Genomic DNA, 22,806 nt, shown 5'->3' on the forward strand with positions numbered 1-22,806 from the left:
AAGAATTGCTGGTTTTGTATTATATAAATCTGTTCAATTTTCAAAGACCATTTAATCTCTGTCGCACTCAAGCGACTAGTTTAGTATATCATCATCTTTCGACATTGTCAACAAATTTCTCTTGGAAATTTAAGTTGTTTGCCGTAGCTGATGTATCTTATTATAGACTTATCTTTATATTTTTTAATTGTATTTTAATTTGTTTAAGTAACTCTCCCTTCCCCTCCTTCCATTTGCTCTTCTTTTCGACAACATATCATATACTGATACGCGTGGTATAGTTTTCCTTTGTTTCCCCTTATAAATACGCAAAACACTCATTTTTAAATCAATATTTAAAGCTTTTACCCTTAAAATAAGTCTAAGTTTTTATTAGATATATTAGAAAATGCATAGAAATAATATATTTCTATGCATTTTAACTTATTTAATAGGAATATTTACTCCTTTAATTAACTTTTCACTTATATCTTTTGCTTTTATCTCTAAAACATCTGAGTTATTTTTATTTAATTTAAAATCGCACTCTACTTCTACTACATCGTTGTTTTCATTATAACTACAACTTAAGCCTTTAAAGTCTCCATCATTTTTATTTATTACATCTAAACTTCCTATATCATATATATCATTACTACTTAAAGTAAGCACTGATTTATTTAATGACTTAATTTTAAACCCATACTTATTATCTATTACTTTTCTTTTATTTAAATCTATCTTTATATTTTGAGGTTCCTTTTTAGAAATATAAATACCATCACATACAAATCTGATATCTTCACCTAAATTTAAACCAGCTCTAAATTCAACCATACTTTCTCCGTTTTTATAAGAAGTATAAATATCAGATTGTTTATATTCCTTGCCATAACCATCTATTAATCTTGGGTTTTTAAAACTATATATCTTATAGATATCATTATCTAACTTAAAATTAATTTTCAATCTTGAATTAGTTTTTTCCATAGATATAACTTTCAGATTTCCTAGTTCTGTCTCTACACTGCTATTTAAAGAAGTTTTTATTCCTTTACTGTTTTTAATCTTTTCATCTAACTCTATAGGAATATTAAAATCTATTTCTTTTTTTTCTTTATTTATAACTTTTATATTTAAATTAAATTTATCTATTCTTTCATTAAAGCCTACAACTAAGTATTCCTTCTTTGTATTTGGTTCTTTTGTTATCATAATTCTAACATCTACAAACTCACCTTTATCATTAGTTATAGATATATCTCTTACTTCCTCTTCTACAGTTATTTTTAAATCTAACCAAAGCCTTTTATAATCCCCTACTATAGTATTTATATTTACTGCTACTCCATCTTTTTCTTTTCTATAATTTATATCTTGAACTAAACCTTCATTAATAGCATTATCAAAACCACTATCTTTATCAAGTTTAACTAATTCTACTAATTCTTTAATCCCTGGTATTTTGCTTAATGCTTCTGCTACTTCTACTGATGCATTTACGGCTCCAACAAAACATATTGAAATAACCGCTGCACTTATTCCTATACTTTTTATATTTTTATTTCGCCTTGCTTTCTTTCCTGACTTTATAGCACCTCTAACTTTTAAACTTAATTCTTCTGGTATTTCTATATCTTCGTATATATTTATTAAAGTATTTTTACTCATCTATTCTCCCTCCTCAATTTCAATTCTTAAAACCTTTAAAGCTTTATGCAATCTATTCTTTACTTTTGATTCTGGGATATTTAGTATCTCTGCTATTTCTCTTATTTTATATTTTTCGAAATATTTTAGTATTATTACAGTTTTTAAATCATCACTTAAAGAGTCTACTAAATAATTTATATCAGTTATATTAAAAGAACTTGATATATCTACTACCTCTTCTAGTTTTATCTTTGAATTCTTACGAATAAAATCTACTGCTGTATTTATAACAATCCTAACAATATACTTTTCAATATTATCTACTTTAATAACTCTATCCATATTTTTATATGTCTTTACAATACTCTCACTAACTATATCTAAAGCATCATCTTTATTTTTTGCATATATATAAGCTATTTTATAAAGTCTATTTTGATTTTTAATTATAAACTCCTCTACTTCCCTTTCTTTTTTAAATATACCCCTCATATTATCCCCCTTAAAAGCTTTATACTCTATAAACGACTCTAAACCCTTTTTTGTTTAAACTAATAATAATATTTTAATTTATTTCCCCTATAATTTTAAAAATAACTTTGCCATATTATCTAATTTTATGCTTTTCAGTACGTAAAAAAAGATAACTAAATATTTAGTTATCTTTTTTACTGTATTTATATAAATAGATGAGAATAGTTACTCCTAATACGCTAATAAATAACCCTACTCTTAAAAACGGTGTCTTATACTCTAATAAAATTTCACTATTACCTTCTTTAACTTCACAACCTAAAAAGGCCCCATTTACTTTAACTGTATCTACATATTTATTATCTATTTTTATTTTCCATCCGTGAGAATATGGTATTTGAATCATCAAAACACCTGAACTATTAGAATATAGATTCCCTATTATTTTATCATTGCTCATAGTTTTTATGTCTAAACTGTTAGCTTTTAAATTATTTAAATCATTAATATATTTATAATAATTAAAATTCTTAATTTTTATAGAATCAAATTTATATATTCCTTTTTTATTAAATTTAATTATTACTCTATCATCTTTGTTAATATCATTATAAATCCCTAAATTAGTTAGCATTATCTTTGTCCTATAATTATTAGATATATCCAGTGAATCTGGGATATTAAAATTCTTACTCACTTCTCTAAATCTACTGTTTATTGAAAATCCATCGCCTTTATTAAATCTCCTTATGCTAAGAAGGTATTGTTCAAATAGGCTTTTATTATTTAAATCTGAAGTATATTCCACTCCGTCAATCTCTAAATAAATATTCCCTTTAAATTCCTCTTCTATTTTTAATACAATCTCCTCATTTTCCTCTTTTATTTCAATAGTATTACCTTTTATTTTTTCAGACCCTTTTTCTATGGTATATTTAATGTTTTCTATATTACTATTGTGTTTTGAAAATTGATAACTGTTGCTTTTGTCTATAGCTGCACTATAAATTAAAGATTCTTCTTTCTCTATTCCATTTAGTGACTTAAATTCTTCTTTAGAAATTACTTTATTATATACAAACCCAAATGGCATAACATCATTATTTTCATAAATAGTAGATTTGCCTATAGTCTTTAATTTAGTCAATCTGTTATCTATATCTAAATTATTATTTTTACTTATAAAATACTTTACACCCATAATGCTATTTATTATATGTCTATTATCAAAGTTTATTATAGGACTATTAGGTGTATATGCTCTATTATTTAAATCCTTTGAGAATTCAGCTAAATATCCATTGTTTATTGATAGGAATGAATCTATACCATAAAAATTGCTGTATATTGAATTGTTTCTTGTTTTATCTCTTGAAACATCATCTGTTTTACTTATTCTATAAAATCCTTTATCAAAATTCTTTATAAAATCATCAGCACCGTTTAATCCATTTAAATAATAATCATCAGCTTTCTTAGAATTCATAAATGATTTTATAAAATTATTTCCATAACTACTGTATTTATAAACTATTATCACTCCTATATTCAAAAGTAGTAATAACGCTACTGTAGTATGTAGCTTCTCTTTACTATATTTAAAATAATTTATTATATACAAAAATATAAAACCTATGATTATTTGTGGTTTTATTTCATTTTTGATTTCTGGGAAAAAGTATTTTATAAAAGCTAGGATACTAAAAAAAATCAATATACTAATCATATAAATTTTATCTTTCTTTGTTATTTTAGATATGTTTTCAAAACCTACTGTTATAACAATGCTAGATATAAATACAAATGCAAATGTCCACCTATTGGATATTCCAGACATACCATTCATAAATGAACCTGCAGAAGGTATAAATATCATAACTGTAAAAATCATCAACATATAAAAATATGTTTTGTTTTCATTTCTAACCCTAAAGAAAACTGGTAAAAATAATACTGTAAGTATAGGAAAGGTTAATATTGTCCAAAAAGGATAGCTTCCACTTGAAATAACATTAAAAAATAAATTTATATAATAAGAAATAGGATATAGTGCTAATAAAGTATTCGCTTCTTTTACAATAACCCTTGATGATGTTAAAAAACTATATATTGATGGCAATAAAATAACACTTGATATCATAATCCCAATAATTCCATAAAAGGTTGTAGACCTTAAAACTTTCAAAAAAATTTTTTTACTTTTTTTGATTTGAAGGAGTCTTAAAATCAAATACAAAAAACTTATTATTGCAATCATATAAAAAAAATAGAAATTTATAATCATGCTTATCGCAACTACAACTGCAAAAAAGCATTTACTCTTATTTTTTATAAAAAACTCTATACTTAAAAATGCTATTGGTAATATTATAAGTGGATTTATAAAGTAAGGATGCTTTATCCCTCCCATCATCACAAAACCTGAAAAAGCATATGAAATAGCACCTAAACTTACAGAATCATCAGAATACCCCATATATCTAGCATAAATTATAAAAGAAATCCCAGATAAATATAATCTTATTATAATTAAAATATTATATGCTAATTCCATTTTTTCTAAAGGAAATAATAGTGATAAATACGATATAGGATCCCCTAAAATATAATAAGAATATGCTCCTATGATGTCACTTCCGTAACCTATTTCAAATGACCATTCTTTAAATCCTAATGATATATCACTAAAAAATTTCCTTATGTTTTCATTAAAATCATACAAGATAGGAAAATGTTGATTTATTCCATCTGATTTCCAAATAAGGCTCTTATCATAAAAAATAAATAAACCTATAAATATCACTATTAAAACTATAAACATATTAGTGTATTTTAAAAGGTCTTCTCTTCTTTTTAATTTAAGCAAAATTATAAACTCCTTTTTTAAGATTTATATTAATTATGTACACTTTTATTATTTTTTAATCTTCTCTTAAAAGAACTAAAAGGTATTTTATCCATATAATAAAATATCTTTATATTTTAGGAGGGAAAACATTTGGAAAAAGGAGATCCTAAATTAGAAGAGTTTTTTAAAAACTTAGCTATATACTTAGCTGTTATGGAGAAATATGGTTCTTATCTACTTATAATAGGATACTCAATATTTGTTCACGTAGCTGATTTAGACATAAGAGAAGAAAATGAACCAGAAATACCTATAACAGAAGATGCAGCTGCTCTTTTAGTTATAGGTGAGAAATTAGTGCTTTGCGGTCTTATAGTACTTTTTTACGTAGCTTATACTAGAATTTATCAAATTAATTCTAAAAACGAACTTTTAGGTTTAAACATTTCTCTAGTTCCTTACGAGAAATTATCAAATGCTTATTTTTTAAGCGTTCTTGCAAATATAGCTAGAGTTGATGCCCTAACTGAGATTGCATTACTAGATCCAAATGAAGAAGCACTTGTATAAAAAAAGGTTGCATCAAATTAATTGATACAACCTTTTTATTATAATTATTATTCTTCTTCAGTATCTAAAACAAATCTTCCAACTAAAGCTGCGATTATTCCACCAACTATAGGTGCTAATATAAATAACCAAACTTCTGAAAGTGCAGTTCCTCCAACAAATAATGCTGGTGCTAAACTACGAGCTGGGTTAACTGATGTTCCTGTAAGTGGAATTCCAACTATATGTACAAGAACTAATGAGAATCCTATTACAAGTCCAGCTAAGTTTGGATTTCCTTTCTTACCTGTTACTGCAATTATAGTTAATACAAATATGAATGTTAAAATTGCTTCTACTAAAAATGCTCCTCCAGCTGTTAAATCTCCAAATGCATTTTGCCCTAAATTATCTAAAGATAATCCTGCTGATTTTAAAACTGTTACAAGTGTCAATGTTCCTAAAAGAGCTCCTATTATTTGAGCTATTATATATCCTATAAGTTCTTTTAAACTTATTCTTTTATTTACAAACATTGCTATACTTACAGCTGGGTTTATGTGACAGCCTGAAATAGTACCGATGCTATATGCCATAGCTACTATTGACAGTCCGAATGCCATAGCTATTCCTAATATTCCAATTCCATCGATACCTCCTCCTAAAACTGCAGCTCCAGTTCCAAGTAATACTAGAACAAAAGTACCAATAATTTCACTTATAAATTTTTTAGTCATAATATATCCCCTTTCAAAATTATTATTAAGTAATAGATTTTATCTGTTTATAATTTTAACTGAATGTATTCGATAGTTTTGAACGTTTTAATGTAATTTTTGACATAGATTTTTTCATGTTATCGTTTAATAGTATTATATAAATCTAAGAAAAACTTCTTAGACTTATCTGATTCTATATTTTCTTTTACTGGTGCCTCTAAATATGGGATACATATTCCTTTTTCTTTTAACATTTCATCTAAAACTTCTGTCATAACTCCATAAATTGTATCTTCAGAATTCAAATTATCATCTTCATTCATAGATTCTGTTTTGTATTTGTTTAGTTTATGTTTTCCCCAGTATATACTACATGTTGGACTACCTTGGATTCCTACAAAACAAAGAGGGGTATTATTGTTATTTGTAAGTTCTGATATCATATCTACAAAGGACTCTAATTCTTTTTTGCAGTGCTTTTTAAAAAATATGTTGTTGTATTGCTGTCTTCCTTGAGGGTTTCTCATATAACCCATAGCCGTAAACTCTGGACAAGGAAGCTGTATAATACTTACATGCTTACTCAAAAAAAATTCACTTACCATCTTTGCGATTTCAAATCGCTTCCCTAGTAAGTGAACTCTAGTTGATGGATTTAATAAACAATGTGCTACTATTGCAAAATAGCGTGGTTTTCTGCTCATATTAATACCTCGCTTTTTCTTATTTTAAATATAGTATTTGTTTATTTAATCTATCATATTTATTTTTTTATTTTGTAACTTATTCTATTATAGTAAAAGTTTATATTAATTCTTTTTTGCATTTACTTCCTAAATCATTTAATAGATTCATATCAGTATATATAACGTATAAGCTTAATATTATATTTTTTTCTATATCGCTCTTTGAATTATTAAATATATCTTTTATCTCTTCTATTGAATTTTCTTCTTTATACTTTTCTATTATCTTTAAAGCAAAGTTTTTATAAAGCTCTTTATCCTTTAGATAAACACCGCTTTTAAATAAAAAACATATATCTCCTATATACTCAACTTGCTTACTTAAAAATTTACTTATATTATCACTTTTAATTATTATGTTGTTATAGTTAAGTCTTCTAAAATAATGATTACTCATTATAAGCTTTTTATCTAAATCTTCTATATTTAATTCATTACTTATAAGCGATTCTATCATTTTGTTATTAAGTCTTATTGATTCTTCAATACATTCTTTAGTATCTTTATTTATTTTATATGGGAAAATAAAATTTAATACTAATGCTACTACTATTGCAGCAATTATATTAAATAGTATTCTATAAAGAGCAAGTTCGCCCATAGAATCCTTAGGATAGATAACCATCATAGAAAGAAGCGCACCTGTTGTAATAAATATAGATCTCCTACTATAAGAGTTTATATTTATTGATAAGAATATAGATACAACTAAAGCTATTATAATTAATATCTTATTAGTTCCAACAAAAGTATTTAAAATTTCAAATAAAACTACTCCTAAAAAAGTACCAGACATCCTTTCTATAATTTTTTCATTGCTTTGTTCCGCATAAGGTAATATCAAAACAGTCATAGTAAAAGGTATCCACTTACCAAAATATATATTGAAATAATTAACCACAAAAACAGATAGTGAAATAACTATAGCTGCTTTTATTGCTATATTCCATCTTATAGATAGATTTGTTACCTTCTTTTCATTTAATTTAAACTCTTCTATTCTTTTATTTTTAAATAATTTTAGTATTTTTTCTTTATTATCTATAAGATTTATCATTTCTTTTAGAATATATTTAAAATAATAAAATCTGAACTTATCTACTCCATTTGTGACTCTAACTTCTTTTAATTCTTTGTAATCTCTATTTGCAATCTCTTTTAATTCTTCTATATTAATTTCTCTATTTATATAAAGACCTATATTATCTAAAAAGTTTTTAACCCTTATTAAAATTTTCTCATTTTCTATATTTTTATTTACTAAACTAATACTTTTGTTTATGTTTTTAAGCACAGTTAGAATAATAGATTTATAGTAAATCTCCTCTACATCTTTTTTAAAACTCTCTCTTTTTTCATATATTTTTATCTCAGTGTTTTTTATAAGGAGATTTGTTTTTTCATTAATACTTGATATCTCTTTTCCTTGTAACACAAGCTCCACTTCTAAAGTTATATTTTTTAAAATTGTATTTAATTCATTACTTATAACTTTTTTATTCTTAGCTTTATTTAAGTAATAATAAAGTCCCATTATAACTAGTCCTGAAAAAGCTAATGCTAAAAGTCTTTTAGGTAACTGATTTAAAGTAATTGGAGAATATAATAAAAATAAATATGTCATTACAAACCCAGAACTCTTAGAAGGTTTAACATCATAACTAAAAATATAATACAAAGAAAAAACTACTACTATTGTAATAGCTAACCCTATTAAATAATTTAAACTAGCTAAATATGAAAATATACCTATAGCTACTTGTATAAATACCATAAGTTTTATCATTTTTTTAGGTCTTACAGAATAGTCATCTATAAGAAAACTTGATGTAATTAAAAGCGTCCCAAACCCTATCAAAACATTATCTTTCCCAAATACAAAGAAAATAGAAACTACTAAGAGCATTAAAATAAAATTAATTACTTTTTTTATCTCTTTTTTAAAATTAATTTTCATAAACTTTCTCCCGATTTAATTTATATTTTTATACTAACTCTAATTTATACGTCTAAAATGCAATGAAAGTGTAGTAAAAAAATTTTACTACACTTTCATTTTAACATCTTATTTAAATCCTAGGGTCATATTTTTATTATCCTCTTCTTTTGAAAAGCTAAAAATATATTTATTTGCAATAAGTGCTATTACTGCACCTATAAAAACGTACATTATTCTTTGCATAGATGAATAAATAGAACCATCACTTATAGACATAGCCGCAACTACTGATATAGTTACGCAAATTATCTTATCTCTATAATTTGTAGTGTAAGTATCTAAATATCCTCCTACAAATATCATTGCAAGCCTTATAGTGTTATTTTTAATTATCATAAATAGTAATATTACTATAATTGCACCTATAATAGTTCCTTCTAGTCTTTGTTTTGATCTAACTTTGCAGTGCTCTGAATATAATTCAGTTAATGAAAATATTGTATAAGTCATCCATCTACCTTGCGCTAGTTCAAAATACCCTGCTATAAATGCAGTTAAAGATGTAAGTAGTCCAACTCTTATTGCATATCCTGCTCTAACTGGATGAACTTGTACACTTTTGCCTAGTATAGTTATTGTCTTACTATCATTACCTTCTTCTTCAAACTCTAATATATCTGATTTTTCTACTTCTATTTTTTTCTTTTTACTATTAACTATGAGCTGAAGCACCATAATAAATACTGCTGCAAACATAAGCCCAAGTAATCTTTTCCCAAACATAACTCCATTTACTGGAGTATATAACATAAAGTTATATTGAAGTCCAAATGCGACTACAAGTTCCTTTGTAAAGTTATAACTTAAAAAATACCCTATGGATGCAAGCACCATGAAATTTATAAATAACCCTACCCATACATTATGAGCTGCTATATATGATGATACTCCAAGTCCTATATTTACTAAAAGTAACTTAGAAAAATTGTTAAAGGAATTCTTTGTAAGGTCTTTAGATAATAATACTAAAGCCGCAACTATTGTAGATACACCAACTAATGCATTTTCTTTTCCAAAGAGAGTATTAAATATATTTACGAAGAAAATTATAAATATAAATAGTAAAGTATTTGGTATAATTTTTTGTTTCATTTTTTCATATCCCTTCTCTGTAGTGAACAATATTATCACAGAGAAAAAGATTTTTCAATAACGCTATTTTTTAAAAAATTTTTTAAAAATAAAAAAGCACAAAATTTGTGCTCTTTTTATTTTTTAACTGCTACTATTAAATTACGGTTTATTGATTGGTCTACTCTATGTATATATCCAAAATAAGGCTTTCTATCTAAAACTTCAAAACCTCTTAGCTCTAATACTTCTTTAACCTCATCATACTTTAAAGTAAATTCATTATACGAAAGAACAAGTGATCCTTTTACTTTTAAAGCATTTTTCCATGAAGGAATTGCCTCTTTTAAAAGATCTAAAGGGCTTCTATCCATAGCTATTTCGTTTGCAACCTTACTACCGTGTTGAACTCCGTAAGGTAGGTCTGATACTAACATATCACAAGTATTCTTTTTTATAAGAAGATATGCATTTCTAGTATCTGTTGTAAATAAATCAAGGCTTTGAACTTCACCTTTTACAAATTCTTCTTTAGTCTTTGCTGTTGTTAAATTAAAATAATTTGCAATCTTTTTGCCGTTGTTACCTGTTCTTTTTTCTTTAGATGTTTTGTGCTTGTATTTACCCATTTTTAAGTATCTTACTATAAATGTTTGGATTTCGTTTGACCACTTTTCATTTATATCTATTCCAGTTACATCATAACCTCTTATTAATCCTTCAAAAAGAGTAGTTCCTTTACCACACATAGGATCAAATAATCTTAGTTTTTTGCTTCCAGTCTTACATGCAGCTTCTGCTAAAGTTACCATCATTCTAGTAAATAACTCATTTGTTTTCCCAGTATACTTAAGTATTTGAACTAAGCTTTCAGGGAAACTTCTAAAATCGTCTATTTTTACTGGTTTCAATAATCCATCTTCTACTATTTCAAACATAGCATAATAAACTGAAGATGTACTTATTGCTTTAAAATCTATATCGTCTAATCTTTTATCTGTCTCAAATGTAATGCAGTTTGGAAGGCCTATATTTCCTTCCCCTATATTTTCTATTTTAATGTCATGTGCTGAAACTATAGCTTCAAGTTCTAAACAAGCTATTTTAATTGCCTCATCAAAATAAATACGAGTATGACTTGGATTCGCTAAAATTGCGTATTGATACATTCATATCATCCCTTCTAATAAAAACTTTCTTTACAATTCTACACTAAATATATATATAATAAAATGCTAAAAACAAAAAAATCTGCCTTATTTTTAATATGGCAGATTTAATTTATATTATAACTTTTTAACAAATTCTGATTTTAATTGCATAGCTCCGAAACCATCTATTTTACAATCTATGTTGTGGTCTCCCTCAACTAAACGTATGTTTTTAACTTTAGTTCCTTTTTTTAATGCAGATGAAGCACCTTTAACTTTAAGGTCTTTAATTATTGATACTGAATCTCCATCTTGTAGGATGTTTCCGTTTGAATCTTTAACAACTAAAGTATCATCATTTTGTTCTTGTGAAGCTGCATTCCACTCGTAAGCACACTCTGGGCATACGAAAAGAGCTCCATCTTCATAAGTATATTCTGAATTGCATTTTGGGCAATTTGGTAATGTGTTCATTTAAGTTTCCTCCGTTCATTTTTTCTCAAATAGATTTCTCTATTGATTTTTTGCAAAAAAATAATAAGGACTTCCTTATCTGCCTATATACTAACATAATATTTGAAATAAGGCAAATTAATTAGTATTACTCTTCATTACTCTTTTTTTCTCCGTTTTTCTAATGTTTTTATATTTAATTAATTGAAAATCATATTATAGTATCTATCTATATCTTTTTCTAAATCAAGCATACTTACGTTTCTTCCAGTTCTTATAGTTTCTTTTTTATCTACGTATAAAATTAAGATTGGAAGAGAAAATATACCAAACTCTGCTGCGATGTTTGGATATTTTTCTCCACTTATCTCACAAGCTTTTATTTTAGGATATTTTTTTATCATGTCTTCTACTTTAAATTTAATAGCTTCACAAGCCCCGCAGTCTAGCCCTGTAAAATATACTATAGCCATATCTGAATTTATAAAGTCATTTATTTCTTCTGTACTTTTAACTTTTTTCATAAGTCTAAATCTCCCTTCTAACTTAATCATATAAATAGATTATATTACAACTGCACCATCAACAGATAAGATTTCACCACTTATATAACTTGCCATATCTGAAGCTAAAAATAAAAATGCGTTAGCGACGTCTTCTGAAGTTCCAAGTCTATCTAAAGGAATTGTTTTAGAAATAGCATCTATTATATTTTTATCTAAAGCTTTCACCATATCTGTTTCTATTACTCCAGGTGCTACCGCATTTACTCTTATTCCGTCTTTTCCAAGTTCCCTTGCTAAAGATTTAGTTAGTCCATTAACTGCAAATTTAGATGTAGGGTACCCTACTCCTGTTTTTTGACCATATAAACTTACTACAGAACTAGTATTTAAAATTACACCTTTCTTTTCCTCTTTCATAACTTCTGCAATTATTTTTGTGCAATTAAAAATAGCTTGTATATTTATATCTAATATTTTTTCAAAATGCTCCGGCGCTTGATCGTATATACTTTTATTATCGCTAACACCAGCGTTATTTATAAGTACATCAATTTTGCCCCATTTTTCTAAAATAGTATCTACCATTTCATCTATCTCTTTTGGATTTAAAAGGTTTGGATAACATCCTATAACTTCGTATTTTTCACTTATGCCTTTTAATTCTTCTAAGGCTTTATCTACAGTTTCTTTTTTTGACCCGCATAAGGCAACCTTTGCGCCATTACTTAAAAACTTTTTAACTGTCTCAAAACCTATACCTCTAGTTCCTCCAGTTATAACTACTACTTTGTTTTTAATTCCCTTCATAAAACATCTCTCCTTATATAACATATTTCTTTACTATATAATAGACCTTTTAATTTTTAAGTGCCCATAAAAATTTTAAAACTTTTATGTAATTAATGAATATAAGGTAGTAAGTAATTAAAAATTTACCTACTACCTTATTATTTAAGCTTATATATATATTATATCCACGCCAGAGAAACTTATGTCCCCAGTTAAAACTAATGTTTTACTAGTGTTTCTATCGCCTTTATTTTTTTCTGTTAATCCTCCAAAAGAAACGCAAGTTTTATCATCTATATACCAATCTTTAGGTACAAAAATTTCAACGCCTCCAAAGCTTACATCTAACTTTAAAACAGCTCTATCGTTTAAAATATTTGCATTATCAAAATAAAGCTTCATACTTCCAAAAGAGCAGCTTAAATTAGCACATTTAAAATTATCTGCATTTATATATTTTATACTACTTCCAAAAGAAGTGTTTAGGTTTATATATTCACTATCTTCACAGCTAATATCTTCATATATTTTATCGTAACTACCGTTATTTATAACATATTTAGGCTTTTTAAATATAAGTGATAACCCTAAGCTTAATAGGGCAGCTGCAATTAAAATAGGTCCTGGAGTTATATCTGTTATTCCTAATTGCTTGCTATAGATTATTCCTATAAATGCTAATGGGAAGAATACTCCATAAAAATTCTTTCTAAATAAGCTTCTTATACTTACAAATAAAAATACTCCTGAAAGAAATAAATAAAATATATTAAAGTCTTCAAAATATCCTAGTTTACTTAAAATCATAAATATACTTCCAAGTATAAGTATTATCCCAAACAAAACTCTATCTTTTTTCAATATTATCCCCTCTTTTCTTGTAATTTAATTTTTAATGGTTTGTAATAAAATCTAGATACATATACTTGTTTATACGTATTTAAAAATTCAACCTTACTTGCAGATGATAAACTTCTAGTTATAGAATATATTTTATTTGTATTTAGTATTGTGGATTTCGATACTCTCATAAAATTTCCTGGAAGTAAATCTTCTAGTTCGTAGAGTTTATATTTTACTTTGTATATATCTTTTGTGGTATGTGCATTAATTGAATTTTCTTCTGTTTCAAAAAATAATATATTTTCTAAAGAAATATAGTACTCTGTATTTTCTTTAAAGAATGTTATCTTGTGGTATTTACTAATTGAATTTATAATTGCGTTATTTATCTCTCTTATTTCATCATTAATTTCATTGCATCTTATAATAATTTCATAATCTTTTAGTTTTTCTAAAACTTCAATCTTTATATTCATATCTTCACTCTCCACAAGCTAATTATATAAAACTTAATTAGCTATAGTAAATGCTCTTTGACTAAGTGGTATATTTTTAAACTTAAGTGGTATTTAAAGTAACTTATATTACCTATTTTTCTTTATACTTAGTGCAACATCATATGCAGCTCTAGTGCCTGTACTTAAAGCTCCTTGCATCCAACCGTGAGTTTGAGATATATGCTCCCCTGCAAAAAATACGCGATGCTCGTACTCTGGTCTTTTTGCATAATACGAAAACAAACTTTTTTGGTTTGGCATATAGTGCGCAAAAGCTCCGTTTATTCCAGGCTCTTTTACCCACTCAATAGTTTTATAAGATTCTACTATTTTATCTAAGTCACCGTTTTTCATTCCATGAACTCTTTCTAATTCATTTTTAACCTTTTCTATTTTTAATTTGTTATCTATCCCTCCAAGGCTTATTGAATCATTATTTAAATTATATGATGCTAATAATACGCTTTTTGATTTCCCGTCATTTTCCTTAGAATTTGGATACCATATAGTCGAACTTACTAAATCAGTAATTGAACTTCCACCTAGACTTATATCATCTTCATTTTTCCAAAATCGTTCCTTACACAAAAACAAAACCTTTTGAGATTTAACGTAAGAAATTTCTTTTATAGCTTGCATCTTTTCCTTTGAAAACATAGGCTTTATTTCTAAAGTTCTTAAACTCGTAAAAGGTATAGTACAGATAACATAATCAAAGTTTTCAGTATTTATTTTAGACGATTTCGAGGTTTTAAATCCTATTTTGATTTTTTTATCCCTTTCTTTAAATATAGAAGTAACGTAACACTCGTTTCTCCATTTAACTTTATTTATATTCTCTTCTTTGATGTTTCTATATTCATTTGGACTTTTATTCATAAGAGAGTTATAAAACGCTAAAGGAAGTTTAACCATACCCCCTTCTATAAAGTATCTATAAGCGGAATCTACTGTGTATTGTTCCATTAAACTTTCAATAAACCCATTATAATAAAAGGATCCAAGTAAAGGGTCAAGGCAAGAAAAAAGTTCTATAGCACCTTCACTTAATCCACTACTTTTTAAAGCATTTCGAATACTTAATTTATCTAAATCCTCTATTTCTTTAGAATATTCTTTTTTGATTTGTAAAATTTCTTTTCTTAATTCCTTTTTTATATTATAAAACTCATCTAAGATACCTTTTTTCATTAAGTCTTTCCATGGCATATTTTTTTCATCTTCTTGTAAATCAAATTCCTTATATATTTTTTGCATAACGTTTTTACCATCTGAATCATCTTTAACCCTCTTACCTCTTATATAAATATATCCATTTTTATTTTTTTCTATAAAAGGCTTTGTGTTTAAATTAAATAAATCTATATAATACCATACAGCTTCATGACTTACAGGTATTCTCATAGCACCAAGTTCCCCGTATAGTTTTTTCTTTTTATCAAAATAATGAGTATAAACACGCCCTCCGATTCTTTCTTTTTCCATTTCATATATAGTTATATCTACGCCTACTTTTCTAAGTTCAAAGGCTGCTGAAAGTCCAGCTAGTCCCCCGCCTATTATACAAACTTTAATTCCTATTCCTTCATTTTTTTTAAGTATCTTTGTTATACCTTTTTTAGGCTTTAGAAGTCTTGTTACATCTAAAAACTCATCTTCTCTACCATCCTCTTTTAAAGCTTGTCTAACCATATTCATCCTGTCTTCATGAGTTGGATTATCAACTTGTTTATACCTCATAAATTCCATCTTTAACTTAAACTCCTTAAAAATATTCAATCTTAAGATATCTATGTTTAGAACTTTAAAATTATAAGCTAACAAAGATAGTTTAAATTCATACTTTCCTTAAATACAAAAAAAGATAGTAGATTTCTCTACTATCTTTTAGACTACTCTATTCTTTCGCTAGTTACATCTATATAATCTTTAACTAATTGATTAGGTTCTTCTACTATAGCCTCATCATCTTTACTAAAAATTATCTTAAGTAATATAGGAGTTACAATAGCTGCAACTATAACCATTATAACTACAGGAACTAGACCTTGCTGACTTATAAGCCCTACACTAAGTCCTTTGTTTGCAACTATAAGTGCAACTTCTCCTCTTGAAACCATTCCTATACCAACTTGAAGCGATTCTCTGTTTTTATATCCTGAAATCTTAACCCCTATAGCACCGCCAACTATTTTAGTAATTATTGCAACTATAGTTAAAGCTACAGTAAATATAATTTCACCCTTACTTAAACTATTTATTTCAAGTCCTATTCCTATACTTGCAAAAAATATAGGTGATAATAAAAGATAAGATAAAATTTCAAACTTCTTAGTTATTATATGAGTTCTATCTGTGTTTGAAATTATCATTCCTGCTATAAAAGCACCTGTTATATCAGTTACCCCAAATACAGCTTCAGCTATATATGATAATCCTAAGCAAAGAACAAATGCCATTATTACAATTCTTCTTATTTCTCCACCTTTTTGTTCTATCCATATAACAAATAGTTTTCTTAATATAAATCCTAATATACCTGCAAATATAAAGAAAGCTACTATTTTTAATAATACTAATCCTATATTTACACTAGAGTCTGCCATGCTTATAACTATAGTAAGACCGATTATACCTAATATATCATCTATAAGTGCTGCTCCTAGTATAGTGTTACCAGCTCTAGTATTTAATTTTCCAAGTTCTTTTAAAGTTCCAACAGTTATGCTAACAGATGTTGCCGTTAGTATAATCCCTATAAATACATTCTTTAATATATCTTTGCTTCCAGCTTCCACTCCAAAAGCCATAGATACAAGTAAGCCTCCTATTAAAGGAATTATAACTCCAAAAACTGCTGCAAGTGCAGATGCTTTTCCTGTTTTCTTTAATTCTGAAATATCTGTTTCAAGTCCTGCTGTAAACATAAGGACTATAACTCCAACTGATGATAGCTGAGTTATAAATTCAGTTTCATGTAATATTCCAATACAAGTAGGTCCTAAAACAACTCCTGCTATTAATGCACCTACAACTTGTGGTAACTTTAACTTTTTAGTTACCATCCCAAAGATCTTAGTACTTAATAATATAAGTGTAAGATCTAATAAAAATCTGTGTGTCAAAAAAATCCCTCCAGTTATCTTTTGTTTCTTAAAACATTACTATTATCGAGGGTTTATTTATTTTTTTCATTAATATTTGTAATTGTTTATGTAAAGTTTATAAGTTTTCCTTATTTTCAAAGTAAAAATACCAAGGTTTAGTTTATTAAACTAAACCTTGGTATTTAATTAAATCATAAAATATAATACTTTATATATAGTTTCTCTAGTCTTTATTTTATCTGTATAAGTTTCTTCAGCATATTTTTTTGCATCGAATTTAGGGTCTTTATCTTTACCATTTACTAATGCCCAGTTACCTACAGTTTCTTTTAAATCTTTTCCGTTACTTTTTGATAAGTAGTATGTTCCAAGTTTAATGTTTGTATCATCTTGATCAAAGCTATCTTTTTGATAACTAGTATCTCCCATTTCTTTTGCTAATCTTTCACCTGTTTGCTCTGTGATTCTCATTAAACCTCTCGCCTGGTTATCTTTATACTTATCTTTATCAAAACCAGTTTCAAAGTTTATTATCGCTGCGATTAGTTCTGGTTTAACATTATACTCTTTTGCATATTTTTCTATTATCTCTTTATCTTTTATTGGGAAAACTGTTTCTCTAACTGCAAACCCAACCCCAATTAAAACCACTAGTACAATTGCTATTATACTTATTACCTTTTTCATATTTATTCCTCCACTTGCTTGTTTTTTACTATAATAGGATTATATCTAGATATATAGGTTTCTCATATTTATCTTCATTACGATATCCTTTCATTTATGTAAGAAAAGAAAAAAACTTAACCAAAAATGGTTAAGTTTTTATACTATGAAATGTTGTAACAAAGCTAATAATACTCCAAAAAGAATTATAGCTGAAACAACTATTATATGTCTCTTTTTATACATAACAACTATTGCTATATATTCTCTTATCATTGCATTTGGTAGATAGAACCTTGCAGTTTTAGAACCTATCCCTTGAGATTTAAGCCCTGCCCACCTAGCGTATATACCTGCTCTAAAAATATGAAAATTACTAGTTACAAATATACTATTATAATTATTTGTACCTTTAATTTTATCCATTATAGATTTTGAAAACTTCATATTTTGAAGAGTATTTACAGACTTATCTTCTAAAATACAGTCCTCTTCTTTAACGCCCTTTGATATAGCGTAGTTAAACATACCTAGAGCTTCTGATATGCTCTCATCTGTACCTTTTCCTCCAGAAAAAATAAGTTTTGGAGGGTTATTTAAAGAGCCTTGTTTTCTATAAAACTCTATTCCTTTATCTACACGGCTTGCAAGTAGCGGAGTGACTTTATCTTTATTTAACCCACAACCTAAAACAATAACAAAGTCTTGATTTAATTTAGGTCTATTGAATTGATATAAAAATGATATCATCAAGAAGTTAAATACATCAATGCAGTAATATAACCATATTAGATTAACTGTTCTAAGTAGCATCGCCCAAGTAGGGGGAAGGAATCTTTCTGGTGATATATAAGACCATATCACAACTCCAATTAATGCTATCGCTAAAAATAATGTTAAAAGATTAGGCAAACTCTTACCTTCTTTTTTTATTACTGTTTTTGTGTTTATAAGTAATCCTATTATTAGTACATAGATAGCGAATATAAATGTTATAACTAAAATTATTAAAATAATTCCGACAAACATCATAAGTATCGGATTTCCTGTTGCAAATGCAGCATAAGTAATCGCTAAAAAGGCTGTTAAAAGAAAAATATTAAATAAAAATCCATTTATCATCCTTCTCTTATCCGTATAAAATGATATTAAGAAAATTGCTAAGGTAAATAAAGTTACCAAGAGTACGAACCAATTCATATTCTTATACCTCCTTCTCCTTTGTTTTATTTTAAATATATCATATATATATTTAAAGCTACTAATAAAATATTATTAGTAGCTTTTTTGAAATAATTAATTAAATTTATATCCCACACCCCATATAGTTATTATATATTCTGGGTTCATAGGATCCTTTTCTATTTTCTTTCTAAGCCTTCTTATATGAGCCATTATATTACTATCATCAACTACATAGTCAGTTTTCCAAACAGCTTTATATATTTCTTCCTTAGAAAATATAGTTCCTCTATTACTAGATAAAACATATAAAATATCAAACTCTTTAGGGGTTAGTCTTACTTCTTTTTTGTCTATATAAATAGTTCTTTTACTATAGTTTATATTTATCTTTTTATAATCTAAATCTTTATCATTATTTTTTGTTTTATAATCATCTTCACAGTTAATAATTAATGATTTTAAATCATTTGTTTTAAGAGCTTCGATACTCTTTTTAAATTCTATTAGCTCTATATTACCTTTATCTAATAACTTAAGCTTATCTAAAATATAATTTAAACTATCTATACTTAAAGATAAAACTTCTGCATTATTTCTCATCTATAGTAGCTCTCCATATTTCTTTATATATGATTTTTTAGCTACTGTAACTAAAATCATATATCCTATTACTATTAATGCTACAAACAAGAAATATATTAAAGGTAATGATACCATTCCTAGCATTTCACCAAACTCAGTAAATGGTATTATAGCACCTACAGAAACTGCTACAGCTGTAGCTATTAAAACTTGTTTTGAAGCTATGCTTCTAACAAATGGAGTTTTTTCAGTTCTTATCATATGAACTACTAAAGTTTGTGTTATTAATGACTCTATAAACCACCCTGCATTAAATGCTGCTACAAATAGTATTTGGTTTACTCCTGGGTCGTTGTAGTTTCCTCCAGCTATGATTGGACACACTATAAAGTACATGACTATAAATGTTAGTATATCAAATACTGAACTTGTAGGTCCTATCCATTTCATAAACTTACCTATTGAAGATGCATCCCACATCTTTGGATTTTTTAAATATTCTTTATCTACATTATCCCATGGTATAGCAATACATGATAAATCATAAATAAGATTTAATATTATTAATTGGATTGATATCATAGGTAAAAATGGTAAGAAAGCACTTGCAACTAAAACTGAGAACATATTCCCAAAGTTTGAACTTGCAGTCATTTTAATATATTTAATCATATTAGCAAATGTTTTTCTTCCTTCTATTACCCCTTCTTCTAAGACTTCTAAATCTTTTTCAAGAAGTATTATATCTGCTGATTCTTTTGCTATATCTACTGCTGTATCTACTGAAATTCCAACATCTGATTCTTTCATAGCTGCAGCATCATTTATTCCATCACCCATAAATCCAACAACATGACCATTTTCACGAAGTATTCTTACTATTCTTGTTTTTTGTGATGGTGATAGTTTAGCAAATACGCTAGTTTCCTCAGCTACCTTAGCTAATTTTATATCATCCATAGTTTCTATATCAGAACCTAAAACTATATTATCTATTTCTATACCAACTTTTTTACAGATACATTTAGTAACTCTATCATTATCTCCAGTTAAAACTTTTACTTTAACTCCATATTCTTTTAATGATTTTATTGCTCTTTCTGTACTTTCTTTTGGTGGATCTAAGAAAGCTAAATATCCCATAAGAACCATATCTGATTCGTCGCTTACTTTAAATTCACCTTCTGCAGAAGGGTTTGTTTTTTGAGCTAAACCTATAACTCTCATACCATCATCATTTAATTTATCTACTGTTTCTAATATTTTTTTGATTAGTTTTTTATCAAGTTCTTTTATTTCACCTTTGTACTCAACGTATTTGCATACATTAAGCATTTCTTCTATTGCACCCTTTGTTATTAATTGAGTTTTTCCTTCGTTATCTTTTATAATTACGCTCATTCTTCTTCTATTAAAATCAAAAGGAATTTCATCTATTTTTTTATAATCTTTATATAAATCCTTTAAGCCTTTTTCGTATGCTTCTTCTATAATTGCAACATCTATAAGATTTTTTAGTCCTGTTTGAAAATGACTATTCATAAATGCATGACGTAATACTCTATCGTCTTCATTTCCTTCAATATCTAAGTGATATTCTAAAACTACTTTATCTTGTGTTAATGTTCCTGTTTTATCTGTACATAAAACATCCATAGCACCAAAGTTTTGGATTGAATTTAAATTTTTTATAACAGTTTTCTTTTTTGACATAGTAACTGCACCTTTTGCAAGACTTGTAGTTACTATCATAGGTAACATTTCTGGTGTTAAACCTACTGCTATTGAAATTGAAAATAATAAAGCTTGTATCCAATCACCTTTAGTTATTCCGTTTATAAAAAATACTACAGGCACCATAACTGCCATAAATGATATTAAAAGCCAAGATACAGAGTTAACCCCTTTTTCAAAACTAGATTTGTTTCCTTTTCCAGTTATAGCTTTTGACATTGAACCGAATATAGTATCATTTCCTGTTGAAACTACTATACCTTTTGCAGCACCACTTATAACGTTGCTTCCCATAAATGCTATATTTTCGCAATCTAATGCTGATTTATATACTTTATCTTTATCTAAATTTACTACTTTTTCTACAGGGTTACTTTCACCTGTTAATCCTGATTCACTTATAAAAAGATCTTTTGCCTTAATTATTCTTAAATCTGCTGGAACCATATCTCCAGCTGCTAAGTTTACTATATCTCCAGAAACTACTTCTGAAAGTGGAATTTCAATAGTACCTTCTTCTCTTCTTGTTACTGATGTAGTTGTTTCTATAAGTTCTTTTAACTTTTCAGCTGCACTCCCTGACCTTAATTCTTGAACGAATTTTAGTAAGCCACTTACAGTAACCATTGTAACCATAATTATTACACTTGTTGGGTCTTTATCCCCAGGTGCTGCCATAACTATATCAGTAAAGAATGATATTATTGAAAGTAAAATCAAAATGATTGTAAATGGGTTTATAAATGCTTTAATGAATTTAACAATTATATTTTCAGATTTTTCAGTACTGATTACATTATTACCATATACTTCACGCATTTCTTCCACTTTTTCATTGTTTAGTCCATTTAATGATACATTCATCTTTCTAACTAAACTTACTACATCCATCTTAGAAACTTCTAATAATTTAGCATTAATTAATCCTTGTCTTTTTAATTCGTTATTTGTATTTAAAGATCTGTCTTTTTTAAATAATATCTTTTTCATCGTTCTTTCCTCCTTGAATCTTTTCTATTAGGAGTAAGATACGAAATCTACAAACTGAATTTTTAAATATTAAATTTTAATTTAGCCGGCTTTAAATAAAATGTGCAGACTGTCTTGGTCTACGTCATTATTATATTCTTTAGCCTTTATGCATGATTTCGTACCTTTACTACTACTGTCTGCGTCCATTTTTTACACCTCCAAATTTATTTTAATTAGAATAGAAAATACAAAAAGCCCTTAATTTTGCTCAAACAAAATCAAG

The 22,806-nt window shown here is 26.8% G+C and carries 20 protein-coding genes; 1 reads left to right on the plus strand and 19 read right to left on the minus strand.

Going from position 1 to position 22,806, the window contains the following annotated elements:
- Positions 1-423 precede the first annotated feature (423 nt).
- The 3 genes from M4I33_RS14860 to M4I33_RS14870 all read right to left on the minus strand — a co-directional run bounded on the left by M4I33_RS14860 (position 424) and on the right by M4I33_RS14870 (position 4,972).
- Complete coding sequence (locus tag M4I33_RS14860) at positions 424-1,650, minus strand: DUF4179 domain-containing protein (protein WP_257917558.1); 1,227 nt, start codon at positions 1,648-1,650, stop codon at positions 424-426.
- The gene (locus M4I33_RS14865) at positions 1,651-2,124 is read right to left on the minus strand and encodes an RNA polymerase sigma factor (RefSeq protein ID WP_257917559.1); all 474 of its coding nucleotides are present in this window, start codon (positions 2,122-2,124) and stop codon (positions 1,651-1,653) included. It abuts the gene before it with no gap.
- A 163-nt stretch (positions 2,125-2,287) separates the two neighbouring features.
- Positions 2,288-4,972: a YfhO family protein gene (locus tag M4I33_RS14870; protein WP_257917560.1), complete on the minus strand. Its 2,685-nt coding sequence runs from the start codon at positions 4,970-4,972 to the stop codon at positions 2,288-2,290.
- A gap of 132 nt (positions 4,973-5,104) precedes the next feature.
- Here M4I33_RS14870 and M4I33_RS14875 point away from each other — a divergent pair, with 132 nt between their 5' ends.
- On the plus strand, positions 5,105-5,524 hold the full coding sequence (locus M4I33_RS14875; RefSeq protein WP_257917561.1) for a hypothetical protein: 420 nt from the start codon (positions 5,105-5,107) through the stop codon (positions 5,522-5,524).
- A 47-nt stretch (positions 5,525-5,571) separates the two neighbouring features.
- Here M4I33_RS14875 and M4I33_RS14880 read toward each other — a convergent pair whose 3' ends face one another.
- The 16 genes from M4I33_RS14880 to mgtA form a co-directional block, all read right to left on the minus strand.
- Positions 5,572-6,240, minus strand: a complete 669-nt coding sequence (locus M4I33_RS14880; RefSeq protein WP_257917562.1) for an MIP/aquaporin family protein — start codon at positions 6,238-6,240, stop codon at positions 5,572-5,574.
- A 119-nt stretch (positions 6,241-6,359) separates the two neighbouring features.
- Positions 6,360-6,926, minus strand: a complete 567-nt coding sequence (locus tag M4I33_RS14885) for a hypothetical protein (RefSeq protein ID WP_257917563.1) — start codon at positions 6,924-6,926, stop codon at positions 6,360-6,362.
- 100 nt (positions 6,927-7,026) lie between these two features.
- Positions 7,027-8,925: an FUSC family protein gene (locus tag M4I33_RS14890; RefSeq protein ID WP_257917564.1), complete on the minus strand. Its 1,899-nt coding sequence runs from the start codon at positions 8,923-8,925 to the stop codon at positions 7,027-7,029.
- Between the two features lie 108 nt (positions 8,926-9,033).
- Positions 9,034-10,059 carry an FUSC family protein gene (locus M4I33_RS14895; protein ID WP_257917565.1) on the minus strand — a complete coding sequence of 342 codons (1,026 nt, stop codon included), beginning with the start codon at positions 10,057-10,059 and terminating at the stop codon, positions 9,034-9,036.
- A gap of 116 nt (positions 10,060-10,175) precedes the next feature.
- The gene (locus M4I33_RS14900; RefSeq protein ID WP_257917566.1) at positions 10,176-11,207 is read right to left on the minus strand and encodes a TRM11 family methyltransferase; all 1,032 of its coding nucleotides are present in this window, start codon (positions 11,205-11,207) and stop codon (positions 10,176-10,178) included.
- Positions 11,208-11,324: 117 nt separating this feature from the next.
- Positions 11,325-11,663 (minus strand): zinc ribbon domain-containing protein YjdM, encoded by a 339-nt coding sequence (locus M4I33_RS14905; RefSeq protein ID WP_257917567.1) that lies wholly within the window; start codon positions 11,661-11,663, stop codon positions 11,325-11,327.
- A gap of 179 nt (positions 11,664-11,842) precedes the next feature.
- Positions 11,843-12,166, minus strand: coding sequence for a co-chaperone YbbN (locus M4I33_RS14910; protein WP_257917568.1), 324 nt, complete (start codon positions 12,164-12,166; stop codon positions 11,843-11,845).
- A 39-nt stretch (positions 12,167-12,205) separates the two neighbouring features.
- Entirely contained in the window at positions 12,206-12,955 is a 750-nt protein-coding gene (locus tag M4I33_RS14915; RefSeq protein ID WP_257917569.1) for an SDR family NAD(P)-dependent oxidoreductase, read from the minus strand.
- Between the two features lie 150 nt (positions 12,956-13,105).
- On the minus strand, positions 13,106-13,798 hold the full coding sequence (locus tag M4I33_RS14920) for a hypothetical protein (RefSeq protein ID WP_257917570.1): 693 nt from the start codon (positions 13,796-13,798) through the stop codon (positions 13,106-13,108).
- Between the two features lie 2 nt (positions 13,799-13,800).
- Entirely contained in the window at positions 13,801-14,256 is a 456-nt protein-coding gene (locus tag M4I33_RS14925; RefSeq protein WP_257917571.1) for a LytTR family DNA-binding domain-containing protein, read from the minus strand.
- A 108-nt stretch (positions 14,257-14,364) separates the two neighbouring features.
- Positions 14,365-16,026 (minus strand): FAD-dependent oxidoreductase, encoded by a 1,662-nt coding sequence (locus M4I33_RS14930; protein ID WP_257917572.1) that lies wholly within the window; start codon positions 16,024-16,026, stop codon positions 14,365-14,367.
- A 143-nt stretch (positions 16,027-16,169) separates the two neighbouring features.
- Complete coding sequence (locus tag M4I33_RS14935) at positions 16,170-17,402, minus strand: cation:proton antiporter (RefSeq protein WP_257917573.1); 1,233 nt, start codon at positions 17,400-17,402, stop codon at positions 16,170-16,172.
- A gap of 168 nt (positions 17,403-17,570) precedes the next feature.
- Positions 17,571-18,071: a transglycosylase SLT domain-containing protein gene (locus M4I33_RS14940; protein WP_257917574.1), complete on the minus strand. Its 501-nt coding sequence runs from the start codon at positions 18,069-18,071 to the stop codon at positions 17,571-17,573.
- 138 nt (positions 18,072-18,209) lie between these two features.
- Entirely contained in the window at positions 18,210-19,250 is a 1,041-nt protein-coding gene (locus tag M4I33_RS14945) for a YdcF family protein (RefSeq protein WP_257917575.1), read from the minus strand.
- A gap of 96 nt (positions 19,251-19,346) precedes the next feature.
- Positions 19,347-19,835 carry a winged helix-turn-helix domain-containing protein gene (locus M4I33_RS14950; RefSeq protein ID WP_257917576.1) on the minus strand — a complete coding sequence of 163 codons (489 nt, stop codon included), beginning with the start codon at positions 19,833-19,835 and terminating at the stop codon, positions 19,347-19,349.
- Positions 19,836-22,541: a magnesium-translocating P-type ATPase gene (gene mgtA / locus M4I33_RS14955; RefSeq protein WP_257917577.1), complete on the minus strand. Its 2,706-nt coding sequence runs from the start codon at positions 22,539-22,541 to the stop codon at positions 19,836-19,838. It abuts the gene before it with no gap.
- Positions 22,542-22,806: the final 265 nt, after the last annotated feature.

The organism is Clostridium sp. LY3-2 (assembly GCF_024705715.1).
Classification (GTDB): Bacteria; Bacillota; Clostridia; order Clostridiales; family Clostridiaceae; genus Clostridium.